Origin of the sequence: Gordonia sp. UBA7860 (assembly GCF_002500165.1) — a bacterium.
In the GTDB taxonomy this organism is placed as follows: domain Bacteria; phylum Actinomycetota; class Actinomycetes; order Mycobacteriales; family Mycobacteriaceae; genus Gordonia; species Gordonia sputi.
In genome coordinates, this window is sequence record NZ_DLSO01000056.1 from 1 (window position 1) to 18,183 (window position 18,183).

General features: G+C 65.5%; 15 protein-coding genes. 3 read left to right on the plus strand and 12 right to left on the minus strand.

Going from position 1 to position 18,183, the window contains the following annotated elements; translation table 11 throughout:
• The coding region (locus B3T59_RS08020) for an MFS transporter (RefSeq protein WP_287001954.1) at positions 1-780 on the minus strand (780 nt) is incomplete at its 3' end.
• A gap of 120 nt (positions 781-900) precedes the next feature.
• Here B3T59_RS08020 and B3T59_RS08025 point away from each other — a divergent pair.
• Together B3T59_RS08025 and B3T59_RS08030 are read left to right on the plus strand one after the other, a co-directional pair.
• The gene (locus B3T59_RS08025; protein WP_005206614.1) at positions 901-1,560 is read left to right on the plus strand and encodes a TetR/AcrR family transcriptional regulator; all 660 of its coding nucleotides are present in this window, start codon (positions 901-903) and stop codon (positions 1,558-1,560) included.
• Between the two features lie 99 nt (positions 1,561-1,659).
• A complete protein-coding gene (locus tag B3T59_RS08030) occupies positions 1,660-2,289 on the plus strand; it encodes a Pr6Pr family membrane protein (protein ID WP_231895164.1) in 630 nt (209 codons plus the stop codon).
• Between the two features lie 2 nt (positions 2,290-2,291).
• Here the strand turns inward: B3T59_RS08030 and B3T59_RS08035 are convergent, their stop codons facing one another.
• From B3T59_RS08035 to B3T59_RS08070, 8 genes are all read right to left on the minus strand, one after another.
• Complete coding sequence (locus B3T59_RS08035; protein ID WP_005206616.1) at positions 2,292-2,921, minus strand: TetR/AcrR family transcriptional regulator; 630 nt, start codon at positions 2,919-2,921, stop codon at positions 2,292-2,294.
• Positions 2,918-3,748, minus strand: a complete 831-nt coding sequence (locus B3T59_RS08040; protein WP_064904116.1) for an enoyl-CoA hydratase family protein — start codon at positions 3,746-3,748, stop codon at positions 2,918-2,920. The genes B3T59_RS08035 and B3T59_RS08040 overlap by 4 nt, the downstream gene beginning before the upstream one ends.
• A gap of 94 nt (positions 3,749-3,842) precedes the next feature.
• On the minus strand, positions 3,843-5,000 hold the full coding sequence (locus B3T59_RS08045) for an acyl-CoA dehydrogenase family protein (protein WP_005206603.1): 1,158 nt from the start codon (positions 4,998-5,000) through the stop codon (positions 3,843-3,845).
• On the minus strand, positions 4,997-7,042 hold the full coding sequence (locus tag B3T59_RS08050) for an acetyl/propionyl/methylcrotonyl-CoA carboxylase subunit alpha (protein ID WP_287001955.1): 2,046 nt from the start codon (positions 7,040-7,042) through the stop codon (positions 4,997-4,999). The genes B3T59_RS08045 and B3T59_RS08050 overlap by 4 nt, the downstream gene beginning before the upstream one ends.
• An 8-nt stretch (positions 7,043-7,050) precedes the next feature.
• Positions 7,051-8,649: an acyl-CoA carboxylase subunit beta gene (locus B3T59_RS08055; protein ID WP_005206601.1), complete on the minus strand. Its 1,599-nt coding sequence runs from the start codon at positions 8,647-8,649 to the stop codon at positions 7,051-7,053.
• Positions 8,646-9,821: an acyl-CoA dehydrogenase family protein gene (locus tag B3T59_RS08060; protein WP_005206600.1), complete on the minus strand. Its 1,176-nt coding sequence runs from the start codon at positions 9,819-9,821 to the stop codon at positions 8,646-8,648. The genes B3T59_RS08055 and B3T59_RS08060 overlap by 4 nt, the downstream gene beginning before the upstream one ends.
• 3 nt (positions 9,822-9,824) lie before the next feature.
• Positions 9,825-11,609, minus strand: a complete 1,785-nt coding sequence (locus B3T59_RS08065) for an acyclic terpene utilization AtuA family protein (RefSeq protein ID WP_287001956.1) — start codon at positions 11,607-11,609, stop codon at positions 9,825-9,827.
• A gap of 53 nt (positions 11,610-11,662) precedes the next feature.
• Positions 11,663-12,469 (minus strand): TIGR03084 family metal-binding protein, encoded by an 807-nt coding sequence (locus B3T59_RS08070; protein WP_287001957.1) that lies wholly within the window; start codon positions 12,467-12,469, stop codon positions 11,663-11,665.
• Positions 12,470-12,575: 106 nt separating this feature from the next.
• Here B3T59_RS08070 and B3T59_RS08075 point away from each other — a divergent pair, with 106 nt between their 5' ends.
• Positions 12,576-13,223, plus strand: coding sequence for a pentapeptide repeat-containing protein (locus B3T59_RS08075; protein ID WP_039855871.1), 648 nt, complete (start codon positions 12,576-12,578; stop codon positions 13,221-13,223).
• A gap of 7 nt (positions 13,224-13,230) precedes the next feature.
• Here the strand turns inward: B3T59_RS08075 and B3T59_RS08080 are convergent, their stop codons facing one another.
• The 3 genes from B3T59_RS08080 to car all read right to left on the minus strand — a co-directional run bounded on the left by B3T59_RS08080 (position 13,231) and on the right by car (position 17,687).
• The gene (locus B3T59_RS08080) at positions 13,231-13,923 is read right to left on the minus strand and encodes a PaaI family thioesterase (RefSeq protein ID WP_287001958.1); all 693 of its coding nucleotides are present in this window, start codon (positions 13,921-13,923) and stop codon (positions 13,231-13,233) included.
• A complete protein-coding gene (locus tag B3T59_RS08085; protein ID WP_005206595.1) occupies positions 13,845-14,171 on the minus strand; it encodes a hypothetical protein in 327 nt (108 codons plus the stop codon). The genes B3T59_RS08080 and B3T59_RS08085 overlap by 79 nt, the downstream gene beginning before the upstream one ends.
• 69 nt (positions 14,172-14,240) lie before the next feature.
• Positions 14,241-17,687, minus strand: a complete 3,447-nt coding sequence (car, locus tag B3T59_RS08090) for a carboxylic acid reductase (RefSeq protein ID WP_005206594.1) — start codon at positions 17,685-17,687, stop codon at positions 14,241-14,243.
• Between the last annotated feature and the right edge of the window lie 496 nt (positions 17,688-18,183).

Here is an 18,183-nt window from a genome sequence, read left to right on the forward strand (position 1 = left end):
ATGCGACACCGATCGCTCGATCACCGCGAAGATCCCCAACAGCACTGCGGCGGTGACGAATCCGCCGACTGCCTGCCACGATCCCCACCCGTGATCGCCTCCCGCGCTGACGGCATACACAAGGGCAGCCACGCCGAGCGTCACGGCGACCGCGCCGGGAACATCCAGTCGCGCAGTGCGTGCGACGTCGCGACGTGGAACTCCGCGCAGCGCCGCGAATACCGCGATCGCGATGATCGGCACATTGACGAGAAGGACCGCTCGCCACGACCACCGCTGCGTGAGCACACCACTGAGCACCACGCCCAGCGCACCCCCGGCCGCACCGGCACCGCCCCACAGACCCATCGCCCGTGCGCGCACGGCCTGGTCGCCGATGGTGGCCACCAGCGCCAACGACGCTGGAGCCAACAGCGCTCCCGCAACACCCTGCACCGCTCGCGCGGCGACGAGAACTCCTGCGCTCCCGGCACATCCGCCGACGATGCTCGCTACCGCGAAGACACCCAACCCGACGAGTACCGATGTTCGACGCCCCCACAGATCGCCGATCCTCCCGCCGAGAAGCATGAACCCAGCGAAGGTCAACAGGTACGCGGTGACGACCCACTGCAAACTCGCGTCCGTGAATCCGAGATCGGCACGCATGGCGGGCAACGCGATGTTGACAAGCGACATGTCCATTGCCACAAGGAATTGCAGCAGGAACACGGTTGCCATGAGCGCACCGCGACCCTGCGCAACACCACCATCAACCCGGGCCGTCTCCTGATCTGCCATCGATCCTCCTCTGCCCATCACTCGATCCGCATTCACGTACGCGTACGTTTACGTACTAGTACGTGATCATAGCTGCCGAGCGTCGCCTCGCCAAGGGCACGGCGATGGGATGATGGGACGATGCCCGCAGCCCGATCCCTCCAACTCGACGAGATCGTCGACGCGGCAATCCGCATCCTCGAGCAGGACGGACCGCAGTCGCTGAGCATGCGTCGCCTCGCCGCCGACATGGGCACCAAGCCGATGACCCTCTACAACTACGTTCCGAACAAGGCAGCGCTGCTCGGCCTGGCACTCAGCGACGTCGCGGCACGCATCCCGTGGGCCGAACCGACGGGCGCTCCTCGTGACCGCATGATCGCCATCGGTGTCGACATGTACGAGAAGATGCGCAGCATCGGGTGGGTCGTGCCGATCCTCCGCGACGGCATGATCGTCGGCACGCCCGCGCTTGCCCTCGCCGACGCGTTCCTCTCGGCCGCATCCGAACTCGGACTCGACGACGGCGCGGCGCTCGACACCTGGCGAGCCGTCTGGTACCTCGTTGCCTCGGAATTACAGTGGCAGGACACACTTTCCAGGCGGTCCGCCGACGAGGTGTCCTGGCACCAATCCATCGACGACAGCGACCTGACCGAGTTTCCGACGGTCAGCCGACTCCTACCCGACTGGGCCGGCCATTCCGCCGACTTCGACATCCGCGACGTCATCACCGCACAGGTCGACGGCGCACTCGCACAACGCAGCACGGCGCGTCGCACATCGACGCCCCGCGACTAGATCTCCAACCGCACGCGGGCGACCTGCTCGCTGTCGTCCACGGCGGGGGCAAACACGGCGGGGTCAAAGACGTGCGGCGCGACTGGCACAATGCGAGGCGTGAGCAGAGGTGACCGTCAGTTGTGGGTACGTGTCCTTCGCTTCGTCGCCGCAGTCGTCGGCATCGCTGCGATCGCATACGTGCCGGTCACCGCGTCCGATGGTTTCGGCTTCGCCAACTACTTCAGCTACTTCACCATCCTGAGCAACGTCGGCGCGGCCATCGTGCTGCTCGGCGGTGCACTGTTGACGCCAATAGGGTTGTGGTGGCAGTGGTTTCGCGGCGCAGTGACCACCGCGATGCTGATCACCGCGATCGTCTACGCACTTCTGTTGTCGCACATCGACGTCAATCTCTCCGGCGAGTGGACCAACACCGTGCTGCACCGCCTCATCCCGCTCGTTCTGCTCATCGACTGGGCAGTCTTCCGACCTAGGGTTCTGCCTGCCCTCTCCTGGTTGACCTGGCTGGCGTTCCCACTCGTCTATGGCGTCTACACATTGACGCGAGGCCCCATCGTCGACTGGTACCCGTACCCGTTCATCGATCCGCGAAGTCAGGGGTACCTGTCGATGACGCTCGGTGTGGTGGTCGTCTTCATCGGGATGACCGCGCTGTCAGCGGGCGTGTACTGGCTCGGCACACGCGGCGCGCGTAGCCGACCGCATGCTGAGCCCACCGCCAGCTGATCTCACCTGTCCGGAGAGTCGACGTCGAGCGCATCGGTGACCATCTCCACCCAGGTGTCGACCACCTGCGCGCGGCGTCGTGCATCGTCCGACAGTGTGTCCGCCAGTCCGAGACCGCGTGCGAGGTCGAGTGTCACCTGTGCGACGCGGTGTGCCCGAGGGTTCGTGCCGTCGGGGTCCAGTGCGGCAACAGTCACCCGATGTGCCGCTCGCGCGAACTTGGCCTCCATCGGCAGAATCAGTTCGCGTAGCGCCGAATCCGACGCTGCCGCCGCCCAGATCTGCAGCGACGCCTTGAATTCGGTCCCGGTGTAGATACTCACGGCCTGCTCGACCGCTATCCGCACGCGCCGTGACTCGTCCGCGTCGGGGCGAATCAACGTGTCGGCGTTGAGGGTGAGGTCGTCGAAGATCTGCTCGAGCGTCGCCGAGATCAATGCCTCGCGTGTGGGAAAGTGGTGTTGCGCAGCGCCTCTGGACACCCCCGCGCGTTGGGCGACCGCGGCCACCGTTGCCGACGCCCATCCCTCGTGAGCCAGAACCTGAATGGCCGAGCGCAGCAACCGTTCCCGCGTCTGGCGGGACCGTTCCTGCTGTGGTTCACGGTTTGTCGTCGTACGCGGAGACGTCATGTTCTCGTAGCTCCGGTGTCGGCTTGCGTTGCGGTCAGATCCCACGGCGGCCGCCCCTTGGACAGAAACGCTTCCATCCCCGCGCGTGCGTCGTCGCCAGCGAACAATGTCGCCGATTCCAGTGCACGACGCTGCGCCAACCGCTCGAACTCGTCGCGCACCGACGCGGTGGTGAGTTCCTTCGACGCGGCGAGGCCGACCGGCGACGCACGTCGGATGCCGTCGAGGATCTCCCCCAACGACTGCGTGAGAGCCTCCGTGCTGTCACACGCTTGCGTGATGACTCCGATCGACGCCGCAACCGACGCGTCGAACTTCTCACCGGTCAGGAAGTATCGACCAGCACCTCGCGCCGTCATCTTCGGCACCAGCACGAGCGAGATCACCGATGGTGCAAGGCCGAGCCGGGCCTCGGTCAGCGCGAAGGTGCTCTTCGGTCCGGCAAGTGCGATATCGGTGGCACCGAGCAGGCCGAAACCTCCTGCCCTGACATGCCCGTCGACGTGTGCGATCACCGGTTTGGGCAGCTCGAGGATCGTGCGCATTAACTCGACCATCGACGACGTCGCTTCGGCAGACGCCTCCTCGGCAGAGGCGCCCCGCTTGAGCGCCTCGCCGAGATCGGCACCCGCACAGAAGGTTCCGCCCGCATGTGTCAGCACGACGGCCCGCACGCTCTCATCGGTCGCCGCCCTCGTCAGTCCCGACGACAGTTGGGTCACCAGCGCGCGACTCAACGCATTGCGGTTGCCCGGCGAGTCGAGTGTGAGCGTCATGACCCCGGCGTCGATCCCGACGTGTACGACTTCGCTGTCTGTGGTGGTCATCGACCTGCGCCTTCCTGTGGTCCTCGGTCAGAGTTGGTCTGCTGTGGTTGGTCTGGGATGAATGGCGAATCGGAAACGGCGGTGCCGGGACGAATCAGTACGACTTCGGCAGTCCAAGACTGGTCTGCGCGACGAAGTTCAGCACCATCTCGCGGCTGACCGGTGCCACACGCGCAATTCGAGCGAGCGAAAGCAGCGGCGCCACACCGTATTCGGTTGTCAGTCCGTTGCCACCCATGGACTGAACGGCTTGGTCGACGATCTTGACGCACGCCTCGGCGGCCGCATACTTCGCCATGTTCGCCGGTTCGGCAGCGCCCCAGTCGTCTCCCGCGTCGTAGAGGGTGGCGGCCTTCTGCATCATGAGCTTGGCCATCTCGAGTTCGATCTTGCCCTGCGCCAGCGGATGTGCGATGGCCTGGTGCGCTCCGATCGGGGTCTTCCAGACCGTGCGCTCCTTCACGTAGTCGACGGCTTTGCCCAGCGCGAAACGACCCATCCCCACCGCCGACGCCGCAGCCATGATGCGTTCTGGATTCAGACCGGCGAAGAGTTGGCTCAGTGCCGCGTCCGGGGAGCCGACGAGTGCGTCAGCAGGCAGGCGCACATCGTCGAGGTAGAGCCCGAACTGCTTTTCCGGGTTCACCAATTCCATGTCGATCATCTTGTATTCGAACCCCGGTGCGTCCGTGGGCACGATGAACAGCGCGGGCCGCAACTTGCCGGTCTTCGCATCCTCGCTCCGACCCACGATGAGAACGGCATCGGCCTGATCGACACCGGAGATGTACACCTTGCGCCCGTTGAGGACCCAGTCCGATCCGTCGCGCGATGCCGTGGTGGTGATCTGATGCGAATTCGATCCGGCGTCGGGTTCGGTGATACCGAAGGCCATGGTGATCGATCCGTCCGCAAGCCCTGGCAGCCACCGGTCGCGCTGCTCGTCGGTGCCGAAGCGCGCAATGATGTTGCCGCAGATGGCCGGCGAGACAACGAGCATCAGCAGGCCGGTGCCCGCCGCCGCGATCTCCTCCATCACGATCGACAACTCGTACATTCCTGCGCCGCCACCGCCGTACTCCTCGGGAAGATTCACCCCGATGAAGCCCAGTTTGCCCGCCTCCGACCACAATTCGTCGGTCTTGCGACCCTCACGGGCGCATTCGCGGAAGTAGTCCTGCCCGTACTTGGTGGCCAGCGCGGCCACCGATGCACGCAGATCGGCCCGTTCAGCCGTTTCGACGAAGCTCATGCGGATGTCTCCTGAGGTGTTGGTGCGTCGGAATGCTCTGTCTCGCTGTCGTTGTCGGCCTCATCGGTGATGATCGCAAGCACATCGCCGACGGCGAGTTGGCGTCCCGCTTCGACGGCGAGCGTGCTGACCACACCGTCGGCGGGAGCCGCGACGGTGTGCTCCATCTTCATCGCCTCGAGCCAGATCAACGGCTGACCGGCGGTCACACGGTCGCCTTCGGAAACCGCAACGCGGATCACCGAACCCGGCATCGGCGCGAGGAGCGAACCCGGTCGCGCAACGGCACTGGGATCGACGAATCGCGGCGGCCGACGGAAGTGCACCGACGCGCCTGCGGTGTCGACGTAGACGTCGTCGCAGTATCGCGCGACGTCGAAGGTCCGTCGAATGCCGTTGTGGGAGAGTACGACCTGCTCTGTCGTCGTGGATACGACCTCGGTGTCGGCGACGTCGGGAAGCTCGACGCTCCCGCCTCGGGTGCACCGGTATCGAACCTCGTGTTCGACGTCGTCGTCGGTACGGAACGTCTTGTGCGAGTACTGCGACGGCATGTTCCGCCAGCCTGCGGGCAGACTTCGCTGGACGCGAGCGCGTTCCCGGTTGACGGCCACCTCCGCCAGCGTTGCGGCAACGGCGGCGAGTGTCACCGTCGACTCGTCGGCCAGCGGCGCCGACAAGACGTCGAGGCCGATCTGGTCGAGATATCCGGTGTCGGTATCGCCGCTGAGGAACGTCGGCTCCCGCAGCGTGTTCACCAGCATGTCGCGGTTGGTTGTCGGGCCGTGGAGCGCCGCGTCGGACAGCGCTCTGGCGAGAATCGCAGCGGCACGAGCACGTGTCGGCGCCCAACTGATGACCTTGGCCAACATCGGATCGTAGAACGTCGAGATCTCCGAGCCTGATTCGATACCCGCGTCCACACGCACGCCCGGACGGTCGAGCGGACCGAAATGCGTCTGCGCGTCGATCTCGATGCGGTGCATGGTTCCCGACTGCGGTTGCCATCCCGCAGACGGATCCTCGGCGTAGAGGCGGACCTCGATCGCGTGGCCGCGAGTACCGGGCTCCTCGACGTCGAGGTGCTCGCCCATCGCGACACGCAGTTGCCAGGCAACGAGGTCGGTCCCCGTCGTGAGTTCCGTGACCGGATGTTCCACCTGCAGACGCGTATTGGTCTCCAGGAAGTAGAAGCGACCGGTCTCGTCGGCGAGGAATTCCACGGTTCCCGCACCCGTGTAGCCGATCGCCGACACGGCCTTCCTGGCGGCGTCGTAGAGGCGTTCACGGAGATCTCCGCCGATCCGTTCGACGAGAGGCGCAGGGGCCTCCTCGATCACCTTCTGGTGACGACGCTGGATCGAGCATTCACGCTCTCCGACGGCCCAGACGGCGCCGTGCTCGTCGGCGAGCACCTGCACCTCAATGTGGTGTCCCCGTTCGACATACGGCTCGCAGAAGACCGTCGGATCACCGAAGGCCGACGCCGCTTCGCGTTCGGCAGCGGCAACCTGCTCGGCCAACTCGTCGACCGACCGCACGATCCGCATGCCGCGTCCACCGCCGCCCGCAGACGCCTTGATCAGCAGTGGGAGGTCGCTCTCGGTGACTCCGGCAGGGTCGATGTCGCCCAGGACGGGTACGCCTGCGTCGGCCATCAGCTTCTTGGCGTTGACCTTTGACCCCATCGCGTCGATCGCCCCGGGTGGGGGCCCGATCCACGTCAGTCCCGCGTCTATCACCGATTGCGCGAACTCCGCGTTTTCCGAGAGGAATCCGTAGCCGGGATGAATCGCATCCGCGCCCGCGAGCTTGGCGGCCTCGATGATCTTGTCACCGCGCAGATAGGTCTCTGCCGACGTCGAGCCGGGAAGTGCCACAGCGACATCGGCTGCGGCGACGTGCGGCGCATCGGCGTCCGGATCGGAGTAGACCGCAACGGTCCCGAGGCCCATCTGACGACAGGTCACGAACACACGTCGCGCGATCTCGCCGCGATTGGCGACAAGCACCGAGGTGATCGTTGAATGTTGTTCTGTCATCTCACACCTCACATCCGGAAGACGCCGAAACTCGACGTCCCCTCGACCGGACCGTTATGGATCGCCGACAAGCACAGCCCCAGAACGGTTCTCGTGTCACGCGGGTCGATCACACCGTCGTCGTAGAGCATGCCCGACAAGAACGCGGGCACCGATTCGGCCTCGATCTGCGCCTCGATCATCTGCCGCATCCCCGCGTCTGCCGCCTCGTCGACAGTGCCGCCACGAGCCTCGGTCGCCGCGCGCGAGACGATCGAGATGACGCCTGCCAGTTGCGCGGCTCCCATCACCGCCGACTTCGCGCTCGGCCAGGCGAACAAGAATCGCGGATCGTATGCCCGCCCGCACATTCCGTAGTGACCCGCGCCGTAGCTGGCACCCATCAGCACCGACAGGTGCGGCACCTTCGAATTCGACACCGCGTTGATCATCATCGCGCCGTGCTTGATGATGCCGTTCTGTTCGTACTCCTTACCGACCATGTAACCGGTTGTGTTGTGCAGGAACAGCAGCGGCGTGTTGGAGCGATTGGCGAGCTCGATGAACTGCGTGGCCTTCTGCGCCTCCTGGCTGAACAACACACCTTGCGCGTTGGCCAGGATGCCGACGGGATAGCCGTGGATGTCGGCCCATCCCGTGCACAGCGAGTTGCCGTACTCGGGCTTGAACTCGTCGAAATCGCTGTCGTCGACGACGCGCGCGATCACGTCGCGCGGGTTGAACGGGATCTTGAGATCTGGCGGGACGATGCCGAGGAGTTCCTCGGGGTCGTAGCGCGGTTCCCGCACCTGCGCGCGCGGTTGTCCGCCCGCCTTGGTCCAGTTGAGCCGCGACACGATCCGACGCCCGATCCGGATCGCATCCTGTTCGTCGGCGGCGTAGTAGTCGGCAAGACCCGACGTGCGCGCGTGCATCTGAGCGCCGCCAAGGGACTCGTCGTCGCTTTCCTCGCCGGTGGCCATCTTCACCAGCGGCGGTCCGCCGAGGAACACCTTGGAGCGTCCGTCGATCATCACGACGTGATCGCTCATGCCCGGGATGTACGCTCCGCCGGCCGTCGAGTTACCGAAGACCAATGCGATGGTCGGGATACCCGCCGCCGACAGCCGCGTCAGATCGCGGAACATCCGCCCGCCGGGGACGAACACCTCCTTCTGCGTCGGCAGATCGGCACCACCCGACTCGACGAGCGAGATCACCGGGAGTCTGTTCTGCATAGCGATATCGTTGGCGCGCAGTGTCTTACGCAGCGTCCACGGATTCGACGTCCCGCCCTTGACCGTCGGGTCACTGGCAACGACGAGACATTCGACCCCCTCGACGACGCCGATCCCCACGACGACCGACGCTCCGACGTGGAAGTCCGACCCATACGCCGCGAGCGGGCACAGTTCGAGAAAGTCCGAATCCTCGTCGAGCAGCATCTCGATGCGCTCACGCGCGGTCATCTTGCCGCGCTTGCGATGCCGCTCGACGTACTTGTCACCGCCACCCGCGAGGGCCTTGTCGAGTTCACCGTGTATCTGGTCGAGCTTCTCCAGCATCGAATCGCGTGCGGCGGTGAAGTCGTCACTCGTCGAGTCGATCGTCGAACGCAATGCGGTCATCGTGTGCTCCCCTGTGCGATGTAGCCGAGTCGTTTTGCCGCGAGCCCGCTCAGGATCTCGGTGGTTCCCCCACCGATCCCCAGGATTCGCATGTCCCGATACTGACGCTCGACCTCGGTGCCCGTCATGTAGCCGAGGCCACCGAAGAGCTGAACAGCCTTGTCGGCCACCCACTCCCCGGTCTGCACCGCGGTGTTCTTCGCGAAACACACCTCGGCGATCAGGTCGTCGTCGGACGTCACCTTGCGGTTGACGACCCCACGCGCGTAGGTCCGCGCAACGTCGATGCGTCGAGCCATCTCGGTCAGCGTGTCCTGCACCGACTGTCGGGCGGCGAGCGGCTTGCCGAAGGTCTCGCGTTCGCGGGTCCAGTCGAGAGTGAGGTCGAGGCAGCGTTGCGCACTGGCGTAGGCCTGCACGGCGAGTCCGGACCGTTCGGTCACGAACGCCGCGGCGATCTGGGCGAATCCGCTGTTCTCGGCGCCGACGAGGTTCGTCGCCGGAACGCGTACGTCGACAAAGGCCAACTCCGCGGTGTCCGAACTGCGCCACCCCATCTTGTCGAGCTTGCGCGTCACCGTGAAACCCGGTGTGTCCTTCTCGATCACGAGAAGCGAGACCCCGGACGCTCCCGGTCCGCCTTTACGTACCGCGGTGACGACGAAGTCGGCGCGCACCGCGGAGGTGATGTAGGTTTTGGCGCCGTTGACGATGAAGTCGTCGCCATCGCGCTGTGCCCGCGTCGTCAGATGCCCGACGTCGCTTCCGCCGCCCGGCTCGGTGATCGCAAGGCTGCCGATCTTCTCGCCTGCGAGCGTCGGCCGCACCCATCGGTCGATCTGGTCGGGATCGCCTGCGGCGATCAAGTGCGGCAACGCGATTCCGTGCGTGAACAGCGACGCGAAGACGCCCGCGGCACCACCCGCGTAGTGGAACTCTTCGCCCAGAATCGACGCATCGATGAGGTCGCCACCACTGCCACCGACGGACTCGTCGATGCCCAGTCCGAAGAGACCGAGTTTGGCTGCCTCGGAGTGCAACTCGCGGGGAATCAGGCCGTCGCGTTCCCACTCGTCCTGATTAGGCAGCACATGACGTTCGACGAATCCGCGAACCGCGTCACGCAGGGCGCGTCGTTCCGGCGTCTCCCACTGCGGATCTACAAGTGGCACAGCTCAGTTCCTTTCCGAAGACTCGGATGATGGCGCGGCAGAGGCCGTCTCGGCGACGAAGCTCAGCGGTATGGGCACAGGTCGTGAACGCAGCCACTCGCCCATCCCCTTGGCCTGCGGGTCGAAGCGCACATTGTCGGCGACGCCGCGCCCGAGCACTCCCTCGATGACGAAGTTCAGCGCCGACAGGTTGGGCAGCCGAAAACGCTTGACCTCGAGGTCGGCGATCTCCGGCAGGAGCTTCTTGATCAGGTCGACGTCGAGCGTCGCGTCGAGCCAGTCGAAGTGGTCTGGATTACGTACCCACACACCGATATTGGCGCTGCCTCCCTTGTCGCCGCTGCGCGCTCCGGCCACCAGACCGAGTGGCGACGCCGCGGTGGGCCCGGGATCGTCGACGTCGACGACGCTGCGCGGTTCGGACTCGTCAGCGGGAACCTGGGTACGCAGTGGACTCGGTTCGATGCTCTCGCTCACGCCGTCTGCGAAGGACACACGATGATCGACGAGCTTCGCGTCGACGTATCCCGGCTCGAAAACGCCGAAGGGAGCGCCCTTTCCGGGGGGTGCGAGCATCGTGAATCCGGGAAAGGTCGCCAGCGCCAGTTCAACAGCGGTGTTGCTGAATGCACGGCCGACCTTCTCGGGGTCGGTATCTCGGGCAACGCAGCGCAGCAGCGCCGTCGCCTGTTCCTCTGTCTGCGCGTCGGGTCGATCGAGTCGTACCAACTCCCACGTCATCTGCTCGGGCACCGACGACAGTTCCGCGCGGAACTGATCGCGGAACAGTTCGGCCTTGTCCTCGATATCGAGTCCGGTGATCGCGACGGTGATCTCGTTGCGGATGCCTGCGAGATGGTTGAGCGAGACCTTGACCGTCTCGGGCGGCGCCTCGCCCTTGACACCACTGATCGCCACCCGATCCTCACCGTCGGAACGCAGCGAGATGGTGTCGAGCCGGGTGGTCACGTCCGGGCCGAGGTAGCGAGGACCACCGACCTCGTAAAGCAGTTGTGCCGTCACGGTTCCCACGGTCACCGCACCGCCGGTGTTGGGGTGTTTGGTGATCACCGACGTGCCGTCGGAGGCGATCTCCGCGATAGGGAATCCGAGGTGTCCCATCCGGGGCAGCTCCGTGAAGAACGAATAGTTGCCGCCTGTCGCCTGCGCGCCGCATTCGATCACGTGACCCGCGACGACAGCGCCCGCCAGAGCGTCGAGATCGCCGTACTCCCAATCGAATGCGCTCGCAGCTGGCCCGACGGTCAACGAGGCATCGGTGATCCGCCCGGTGACGACGACGTCAGCACCCGAATCGAGCGCCGACTTGATGCCGAAGGCCCCGAGGTATGCGTTTGCCGTCAGCGGTGTGCCGAGTCCGAGATCGTCTGCGCGGTCGAGGATGTCGTCGCCGTCGACGAACGCGATCGATGCGTCGACGCCGAGCTTGTCCGCCAGTTCGCGCAGCGCAACCGCGAGGCCGTGCGGGTTGAGGCCGCCCGCGTTGCTCACGATCCGCACGCCCTTGTCGACGGCGAGCCCGAGGCACTCCTCCATTTGACGCAGAAATGTCTTGGCGTAACCCGTTTTCGGGTCCTTCAACCGATCGCGGCCGAGGATGAGCATGGTCAGCTCGGCGAGATAATCGCCTGTCAGATAGTCGAGTTCACCACCCTCGAGCATCTCGCGCATCGCGCTGAAGCGATCGCCATAGAAGCCCGAGGCGTTGCCGATTCGGACGGGGCGGTTCGATCGGCTGGTGTTGGTGCGACTTGTGGTTAAAGTCATCGCTACTCCGATTCGGATGGTCGACTGTGCGGACAGTTCTTGTGCTCGGGCGTTCAGAAGGTTGCGGCGTTACGCGGGGCACGGCCCGCTCCGGGAGGACCAGCGAAACACTGTGCGATCGCGGCCCATTCGCGGGCGCGCTCGCCGTCGAGTTGCAGGTCGAGGTCTGCGAGTGCACGTCGCTGGGTGACGAGCTGACAGAAGTCGACGGCGGGCCCGCGCACCGTGCCGTCGACGGCGTCGGGATCATCGGGTCCCCACGTCCACAGCTCGCCCGACGGCGCGACCAGTTCGATCCGGAAAGGCCGCTGCGGCGGTGTCATCCCGTTGACCGCATACGCGAAATCGCGCGTGCGGACACCGATGTGAGCGACGTGCCGGATGCTGTCGGTCGGTTCGAGTTCGACGCCGAGCGCGTCGGCTATGTCGAGTCCGTGCGCCCAGGTCTCCATCATCCGTGCGGTGGCCATCGACGCCGCAGACATCGGCGGTCCGAACCACGGGATCTTCGCGCCATCCGGGACGTCGACGAGTGCCTGCCCCAGTGCGGCGCGCGCGGCGCGCCAGTCGTCGAGCAACTCGCCCTTGGGGCGTGCGGCGCCTTCTTCGGCGGTCACATCGGTGAAGCCGTCGATGTTGCGCATCGCCTCTGCGACGACCTCGGCGAAGGCTTCGGGGTCGGTGGCCGCGAGGAGCGCCACCTTGTCCGTCCAGTACAGGTGCGCGATCTGGTGCGCGACCGTCCACCCCGGCGCCGGAGTATCGGCGTGCCACGAAGCATCGTCGAGCGACGACACCAGCGCGTCCAGTTCATCTCCTGCGGCGGCGAGATCAGCCACGAGATCACTCACGATCGACATGTAAGCAGCGTCACACAGTCGACCGTAAAAAGCAATCACGCTTGCTTGTTTTTTCCATCCGCCCAGTTCGGAGGCCTGTCATAGCACCCACGTAGGCTTGTCGACGATGAGTTTTCGACCGCCCCGCATCAGTCGGCTACCAACTCCCCACCTCGAACCGTTGAACGCGCGGGATGTCGTCGTCGGTGACGTGATCGAGGCTTCCCTGATCGCCGACACCGACCTCGCGGGCGTCGATTTCGGCGACGTCTCGCTCACGACGTGCGCCGTGGTGCGCACGTCGCTCGACGATGCCGACCTCACCGGCGTCCGCATCGTCGACAGCAGACTCGACGAGGTGAGCAGCGCACGAGTGTTCGCGCCGCGCTCGATGCTGCACAACGTGCGCATCGAGAACAGCCGAATCGGCGCGCTCGACCTCTTCGGCGGAAAGATGCGTTCGGTGATCATCTCCGACTGCAAGCTCGGTCTGGTCAACCTCAGCGGCAACGAGGCTCGCGACGTGATCTTCCGGTCGTGCGTCATCGACGAACTCGACGTCTCGGAGGCCACGTTGATGCGCGTCGCCTTCGACGACACCACCGTCACCTCGCTCGACGTCCATCGCGCCACGCTGACCGACGTCGATCTCCGCAACCTCCGAGTTGGCAACGTACGCAATCTCGGAGGGCTTGCCGGCGCGACGATCACCGCCCATCAGGCCGTCGGGCTGGCCGAGCAGTTCGCTGCCCACCTCGGTATCGCCGTCGAGTAGCGCGTTTTCAGCGGAAGTGGATGTCCGCGGCGCCGTCGGCGAGCAGCGTGCCGTCGGGGCCGGTCATGCGCGTCGAGAACGTCGCGATTCGACGCCCCACCTTCAACGGCTCGACGTCGACGATCACACGACTACCGTCGACCGGCGGTGAGCGGAAGTACGCCACCGAGAGATCACCGACGCGATACTCCTGGCCGGCACGAGCCCTCTGCTGCCCCGCGAGCGAGCACGCCGCACCGACGATGGTGCCGATCACGCCACCGTGCATGGTCCCGAACATGTTGCCCATCCATGCCTCCGTGTCGACGACGAGTCGCAGGGCATTCGACGGCGCGCCGTCGACATCAATGTTGGCGTTGAGCAACTCGGCGAGCGGACCACGGTCACGCTCTCCCCGAGCGATCTGTTCGACGATGGCCTCGCCGTCGAGATCAACCGGAATCGGTTGTGCAAGAACAGCATCGAGCGACGCGGCGTCGGGGATGTCGTGCGCCAACTCTGCGTTGTCGAAATCGTCCGGAACGGCCCGTCCCACGGCGACGTTGCGCGCGGTGCCGACGCAGAAGTCCTCGGTGCCGTCGCCGACGCGGATCTCGGTGACACCGACCTTGGCGTCGTGCATCAGCAGTTGCGCCGTGCCGGTGAGGTGGTCGGTGAGTCCTGCCCGGCCGACCGTCGACAACGCCAGGCGAGCCTGCATGCACGGCGAGTCAGTGGCGCGGTGATACGGGATGCCGCCGATGTGGTCGAAAAGGACCGCGTATGCGGGGAGGCGATGAGTCCGCGATGATCGGCGAAACGCGGGCCGAGTTGCTGCTCCGCAAAGACCACACCGTCGTCGATACGCAGTGCTCCGACACCGAACGCCGCGACCGGATCCCGCAACGCATCTGTCGTCGGCACGCCACCGGCGTCGTCGTGCTTGTCGTCGTGGTTGTTGTCGTTCATGGGTTCACTTCATCACCCCACGTCCCGGGGCCGGAGTCCGACCCCGGGGCGCAGGGAGTCCGATCACACTCAGACGACCCCGAGGGTTCGCAGCCTACGCGCGTAGTTGGCGATCACCTGCGAGGTGATGTGCGGGATGTCGGCGTACTCGGCCGTCGCTGTGGTCACCTGTCCCGAACGAACCGCCTCGGCGAAGAGCGGCGCGTTCACCACACCGGCGTCGACAGGTTCGACCGGGCGCACGTAATTGTGCAGCAGCGGGATCAATGAGTGTCGACGTTGCTTCTCCGGCAGATCGACCAGGGCGTCGGAGAAGAGCCGGTACCAGTGGTCGTACTCGTCGACGAGTGCGATCTCTTCGCCGGACTCGATGAGCCAGCCGACGAACGTGTCGAGGTCGATGCCGTCGGAGTGCGGATTGACCGCGTTGTACGTGACGTGACCGTCGCTGACCGCGAGAGTCGAGATGGCCGCGGCCAGGAAGTCGACAGGAAGCGCGTCGTAGTGCGCTGTTCCCCGACCACCGTCGGCGTCGAGTCGGTAGAACGACTGTGGTGCGAGGCCCGTCGCCAGGACGCTCATCAGCAGGCGCGTGAACATGTCCGGCAGGTTCAGCTGACCGAGGTCGCTGTCGTCGGCCACGATCATGTCGCAGCGGAACACGCTGACGGGCAGCCCGAAACGGTCGTGGGCGTCTGCCAACAGCACCTCCCCCGCCCACTTGCTGTTGCCGTAGCCGTTCGCGTAGCCCTCGTGTACCTCGCGCGTCGCGTTGAGCTCACGAATGTCTTTGTCCTCCACCAGTTCCGCGGAGCCCACCTGGTCAGCTACTCCGACGGTCGAGATGTAGACGTAGGGCTTACGGGTCGTCGTCAGCGCGAGGCGGATGAGTTCTGCTGTCCCAGAAACGTTCGGGCCGAACAACTCCCGATAGGGCAACAGATGATTGACCAGTGCCGCGGGGTCGACGATGAGGTCGACGTCGGCAGCGAGCCGGTTCCACACCGCGTCGTCGAGTCCGAGACTCGGCGAGTCCTTGTCACCCGCGAGCACCGTCAGGTGATCTGGCGCCAGCCGCAAGTAGTCGGACCGCAGCGGACCGTCGCCGACATCGAAGACCGCGTCGAGGCGTCGCCGGGCGGTGTCGTCATCGGACGCTCGGACCAGACAGGTGACGTGGCCATCGACGCAGGCAACGCGCCGTAGCCACTCGACGGTGAGGTATCGACCGAGGAATCCTGTTGCCCCGGTGAGCAATACCTCACGCACCGTCTCGGCGGCAGGCGGCACGGTCGACGCTCCAGCCAGTGTTGCCTCGTCGAGAAAGGCGTCGACGGTGAGTTCGTCGGCACGCAGGTGCTGCTGGTCGGCGTGCACGGTGTCTGCCGTGGGGCGTGCTTCGCCCTCCCGTCCGTCGATGTAGTCAGCGATGGCCGCGAGGTCCGAGGACGGACTCGTCAGCACACCCACCGAGACCTGTGCGTCGAAGACATCGCGAAGCGTGTTCCCGAGGGTGACGGCCGTCAGCGAGTCACCGCCGAGATCAGTGAACCTCGAGTGCGCAGTCACCTCGTTCCCGGCGAGATCGAGTGTGGCCGAGACGATGTCGATCAGTACGTCGAGCGTCGGCCGACTCGCTGCGGATACCCGAGCATCGCGAAGTCGATCGGCGCGGGCATTCGCGAGGTGTAGGTACAGGTCTTCGAGCGCGGGACCGTACGCCTCCTTGAGGCGAGGTCGTGCGAGCTTGCGAATCCCGGTCAACAAGCCGTTGGCCTCAGAGAACGCGGTGCGTTCGACGATGATGTCGCGCGGGATCTCCACCGGCGCAAGGCCGTTGCGCTCGCCGATGTCGCGGACGGCTCGCAGCAGCGTCGCGTGTAGTTCCCCGTCGTCGGAAGCACCGTCGACGGCGTCATCGGTTGGCACGACGACGGCCAGCAGGTACGGGCGTGCACTGTTGCCGTACACGTAGATCTGACGGATCGGCGGTGAGGTCAACGCGCTCTCGACGCGCGCAACCGTCACGAACTCACCCTGCGACAACTTCAACACGTTGTTCCGACGGTCGAGGTAGACGAGCTGATCGGGTCCGGTTTCTGCCATGACGTCGCCAGTTCGATAGAAGCCGTCGTCGTCGAACATCTCCGCGGTGAGCTCCGGTCGCCGATAGTAGCCGGCAAAGATGTCGGTGGTCTTGACGAGCAGCTCGCCGCGCGGGTGCGGGGTATCTGTTGTGCGATAACCGAGTTCGGGGACGTCGACGAGCTTGTAGTCGACGACCGGCGGTCGGATCACCGCCCCGTCGCGGATGACCCCGCCCGCCTCCGTCGATCCGTAGCCCTCCACGAGTGGGGCGTCGAGCATGCTCTCGACGAAGTCGACGACCTCGGGCGAGATCGGCGCCGACCCGGTCACGGCGAGTTGTGCGCGCTCGAAGTAGCGGCGCCGCATCGCGGCGAGGGCGTCGGCGTGCGAATCACTCTCGACGCCTTCGATTTCGGACAGATACTGCTGGTGCAGCATCTCCCAGATACGCGGCACGAAGTGCAGTTCGGTCGGCGCGACGGCCGCGAGGTCGTCGAGGAGTTCCGACAGGTCCGGCCGCGCGGTGAAGTAGGCGGTTCCACCGTTGCCGAGCGTTCGCATGAGCGTCGCTCTGCCCATCACGTGACTCATCGGCAAGAAGTTCAGGGTGACCCAGGCGTGGTCTTCGCTCGCGTCGTCTTCCCCTGTGGCACAGTCTGTTTCGAGTCCGAATCCCTGTCTGATCAACCGAAGCACTGCGTCCTGAGTGTACATGGCCCCCTTCGGCGCGCCGGTACTGCCGGAGGTGTAGATCAGCAGCGCGAGGTCGTCGGGTTGCGCGTCGCCGCTGACTTGCAGTGCCTCTTCGGCGTCGTCGGTGATCGACGACTCGGCGTCGAAGTGCGCGTGGTGGACCGTGATTCCGAGCGGTTCCAACAGAGCGCGCGCACGTTCGACGGCGTCGAGTGCGGCTTCGGAGACGTCGAAGACGACGAGGTGCGCAAGGTCGGCGCGCGTCCCGTTCTCGATGAGTGTGGTGACCCTGGACAACGAGTTCGTCGACACCGCAAGGACTTTGGCCTCGGTCTCGTCGAGGATATCAGCGAACACGGAATCCGCAGCCCCTGACTGCAGCGGCACCTCAACCGCGTGAAGGGGACCGAGAATTGCGAGGCTCACGGCCGTGTAGTCGGCGCTGGTGAACCCCAGCGTGGCGATCCGATCGCCGGGCCGGACGCCCGCCGCGTCGCGCAGGAGCGATGCGAAGGCCGCGACCCGATTACCGACTTCACGGAAACTCGATGTGGACCAACGTGATTCGTGCTCGGCGTCACGGAACCCGAGCGCAGGACGGTCGGCGTACCCCTCGAAGAGAACTCGAAGTGCACCCTCCACCGACGTTTCCTCCCGCAGGCGGGCAGCAACGTCGGAGTCGGGGTGCCGTGCGGACACCGCGGCAGCAGGATCGGCGGAAAGATGGGTGGACATCAACAACCTCCGAACAATAGACAATTATTAGGGATGCGAACTAATACATCTCCACTGTTCTCCCCTGAATCGCCGCTGCGCCACGATCGGTGAGCCATCTCACCCGCAGATACGACGAACCCGACACTTCCGCGCGCCGTGTGCGCGTGCGCCACGCGTTCTTTTCGCGGCGATCGGTTCGGGGTGGGCGGCCGCGCGCCGCCTTCCGGGCCCGATAACACGGCCGCCGCGCTCGGCGTCGTTCCTCATCGAACTTCGCCGACAGCCTCACCCCACGCAGCCGAAAGTAGGGGAGGGATTGTTTCCTCGAGTTGTCGACGTTTCCCCGCGCAACTTCTCGAGAAAGGGTACGAAACCCGCGGAAAGGTTCTTTCCCCTAGTTTCTGCACCCCCCGCCGACCGACCCGACGGCGCCAGCACCACCCTCCCCGACGCTCCCCGCGCGCCGTCGAACACTTCCGCCACTCCCCGAACCCTCCCCGCGCAACTTCTCGAG

Coding starts and splice junctions, on each gene's coding strand:
- B3T59_RS08025 (WP_005206614.1), top strand. CDS start 901: ATGCCCGCAGCCCGATCCCTCCAACTCGACGAGATCGTCGACGCGGCA.
- B3T59_RS08035 (WP_005206616.1), bottom strand. CDS start 2,921: ATGACGTCTCCGCGTACGACGACAAACCGTGAACCACAGCAGGAACGG.
- B3T59_RS08040 (WP_064904116.1), bottom strand. CDS start 3,748: ATGACCACCACAGACAGCGAAGTCGTACACGTCGGGATCGACGCCGGG.
- B3T59_RS08045 (WP_005206603.1), bottom strand. CDS start 5,000: ATGAGCTTCGTCGAAACGGCTGAACGGGCCGATCTGCGTGCATCGGTG.
- B3T59_RS08050 (WP_287001955.1), bottom strand. CDS start 7,042: ATGACAGAACAACATTCAACGATCACCTCGGTGCTTGTCGCCAATCGC.
- B3T59_RS08055 (WP_005206601.1), bottom strand. CDS start 8,649: ATGACCGCATTGCGTTCGACGATCGACTCGACGAGTGACGACTTCACC.
- B3T59_RS08065 (WP_287001956.1), bottom strand. CDS start 11,609: ATGACTTTAACCACAAGTCGCACCAACACCAGCCGATCGAACCGCCCC.
- B3T59_RS08070 (WP_287001957.1), bottom strand. CDS start 12,469: ATGTCGATCGTGAGTGATCTCGTGGCTGATCTCGCCGCCGCAGGAGAT.
- B3T59_RS08075 (WP_039855871.1), top strand. CDS start 12,576: ATGAGTTTTCGACCGCCCCGCATCAGTCGGCTACCAACTCCCCACCTC.
- B3T59_RS08080 (WP_287001958.1), bottom strand. CDS start 13,923: ATGCAGGCTCGCCTGGCGTTGTCGACGGTCGGCCGGGCAGGACTCACC.
- B3T59_RS08085 (WP_005206595.1), bottom strand. CDS start 14,171: ATGAACGACAACAACCACGACGACAAGCACGACGACGCCGGTGGCGTG.
- car (WP_005206594.1), bottom strand. CDS start 17,687: ATGTCCACCCATCTTTCCGCCGATCCTGCTGCCGCGGTGTCCGCACGG.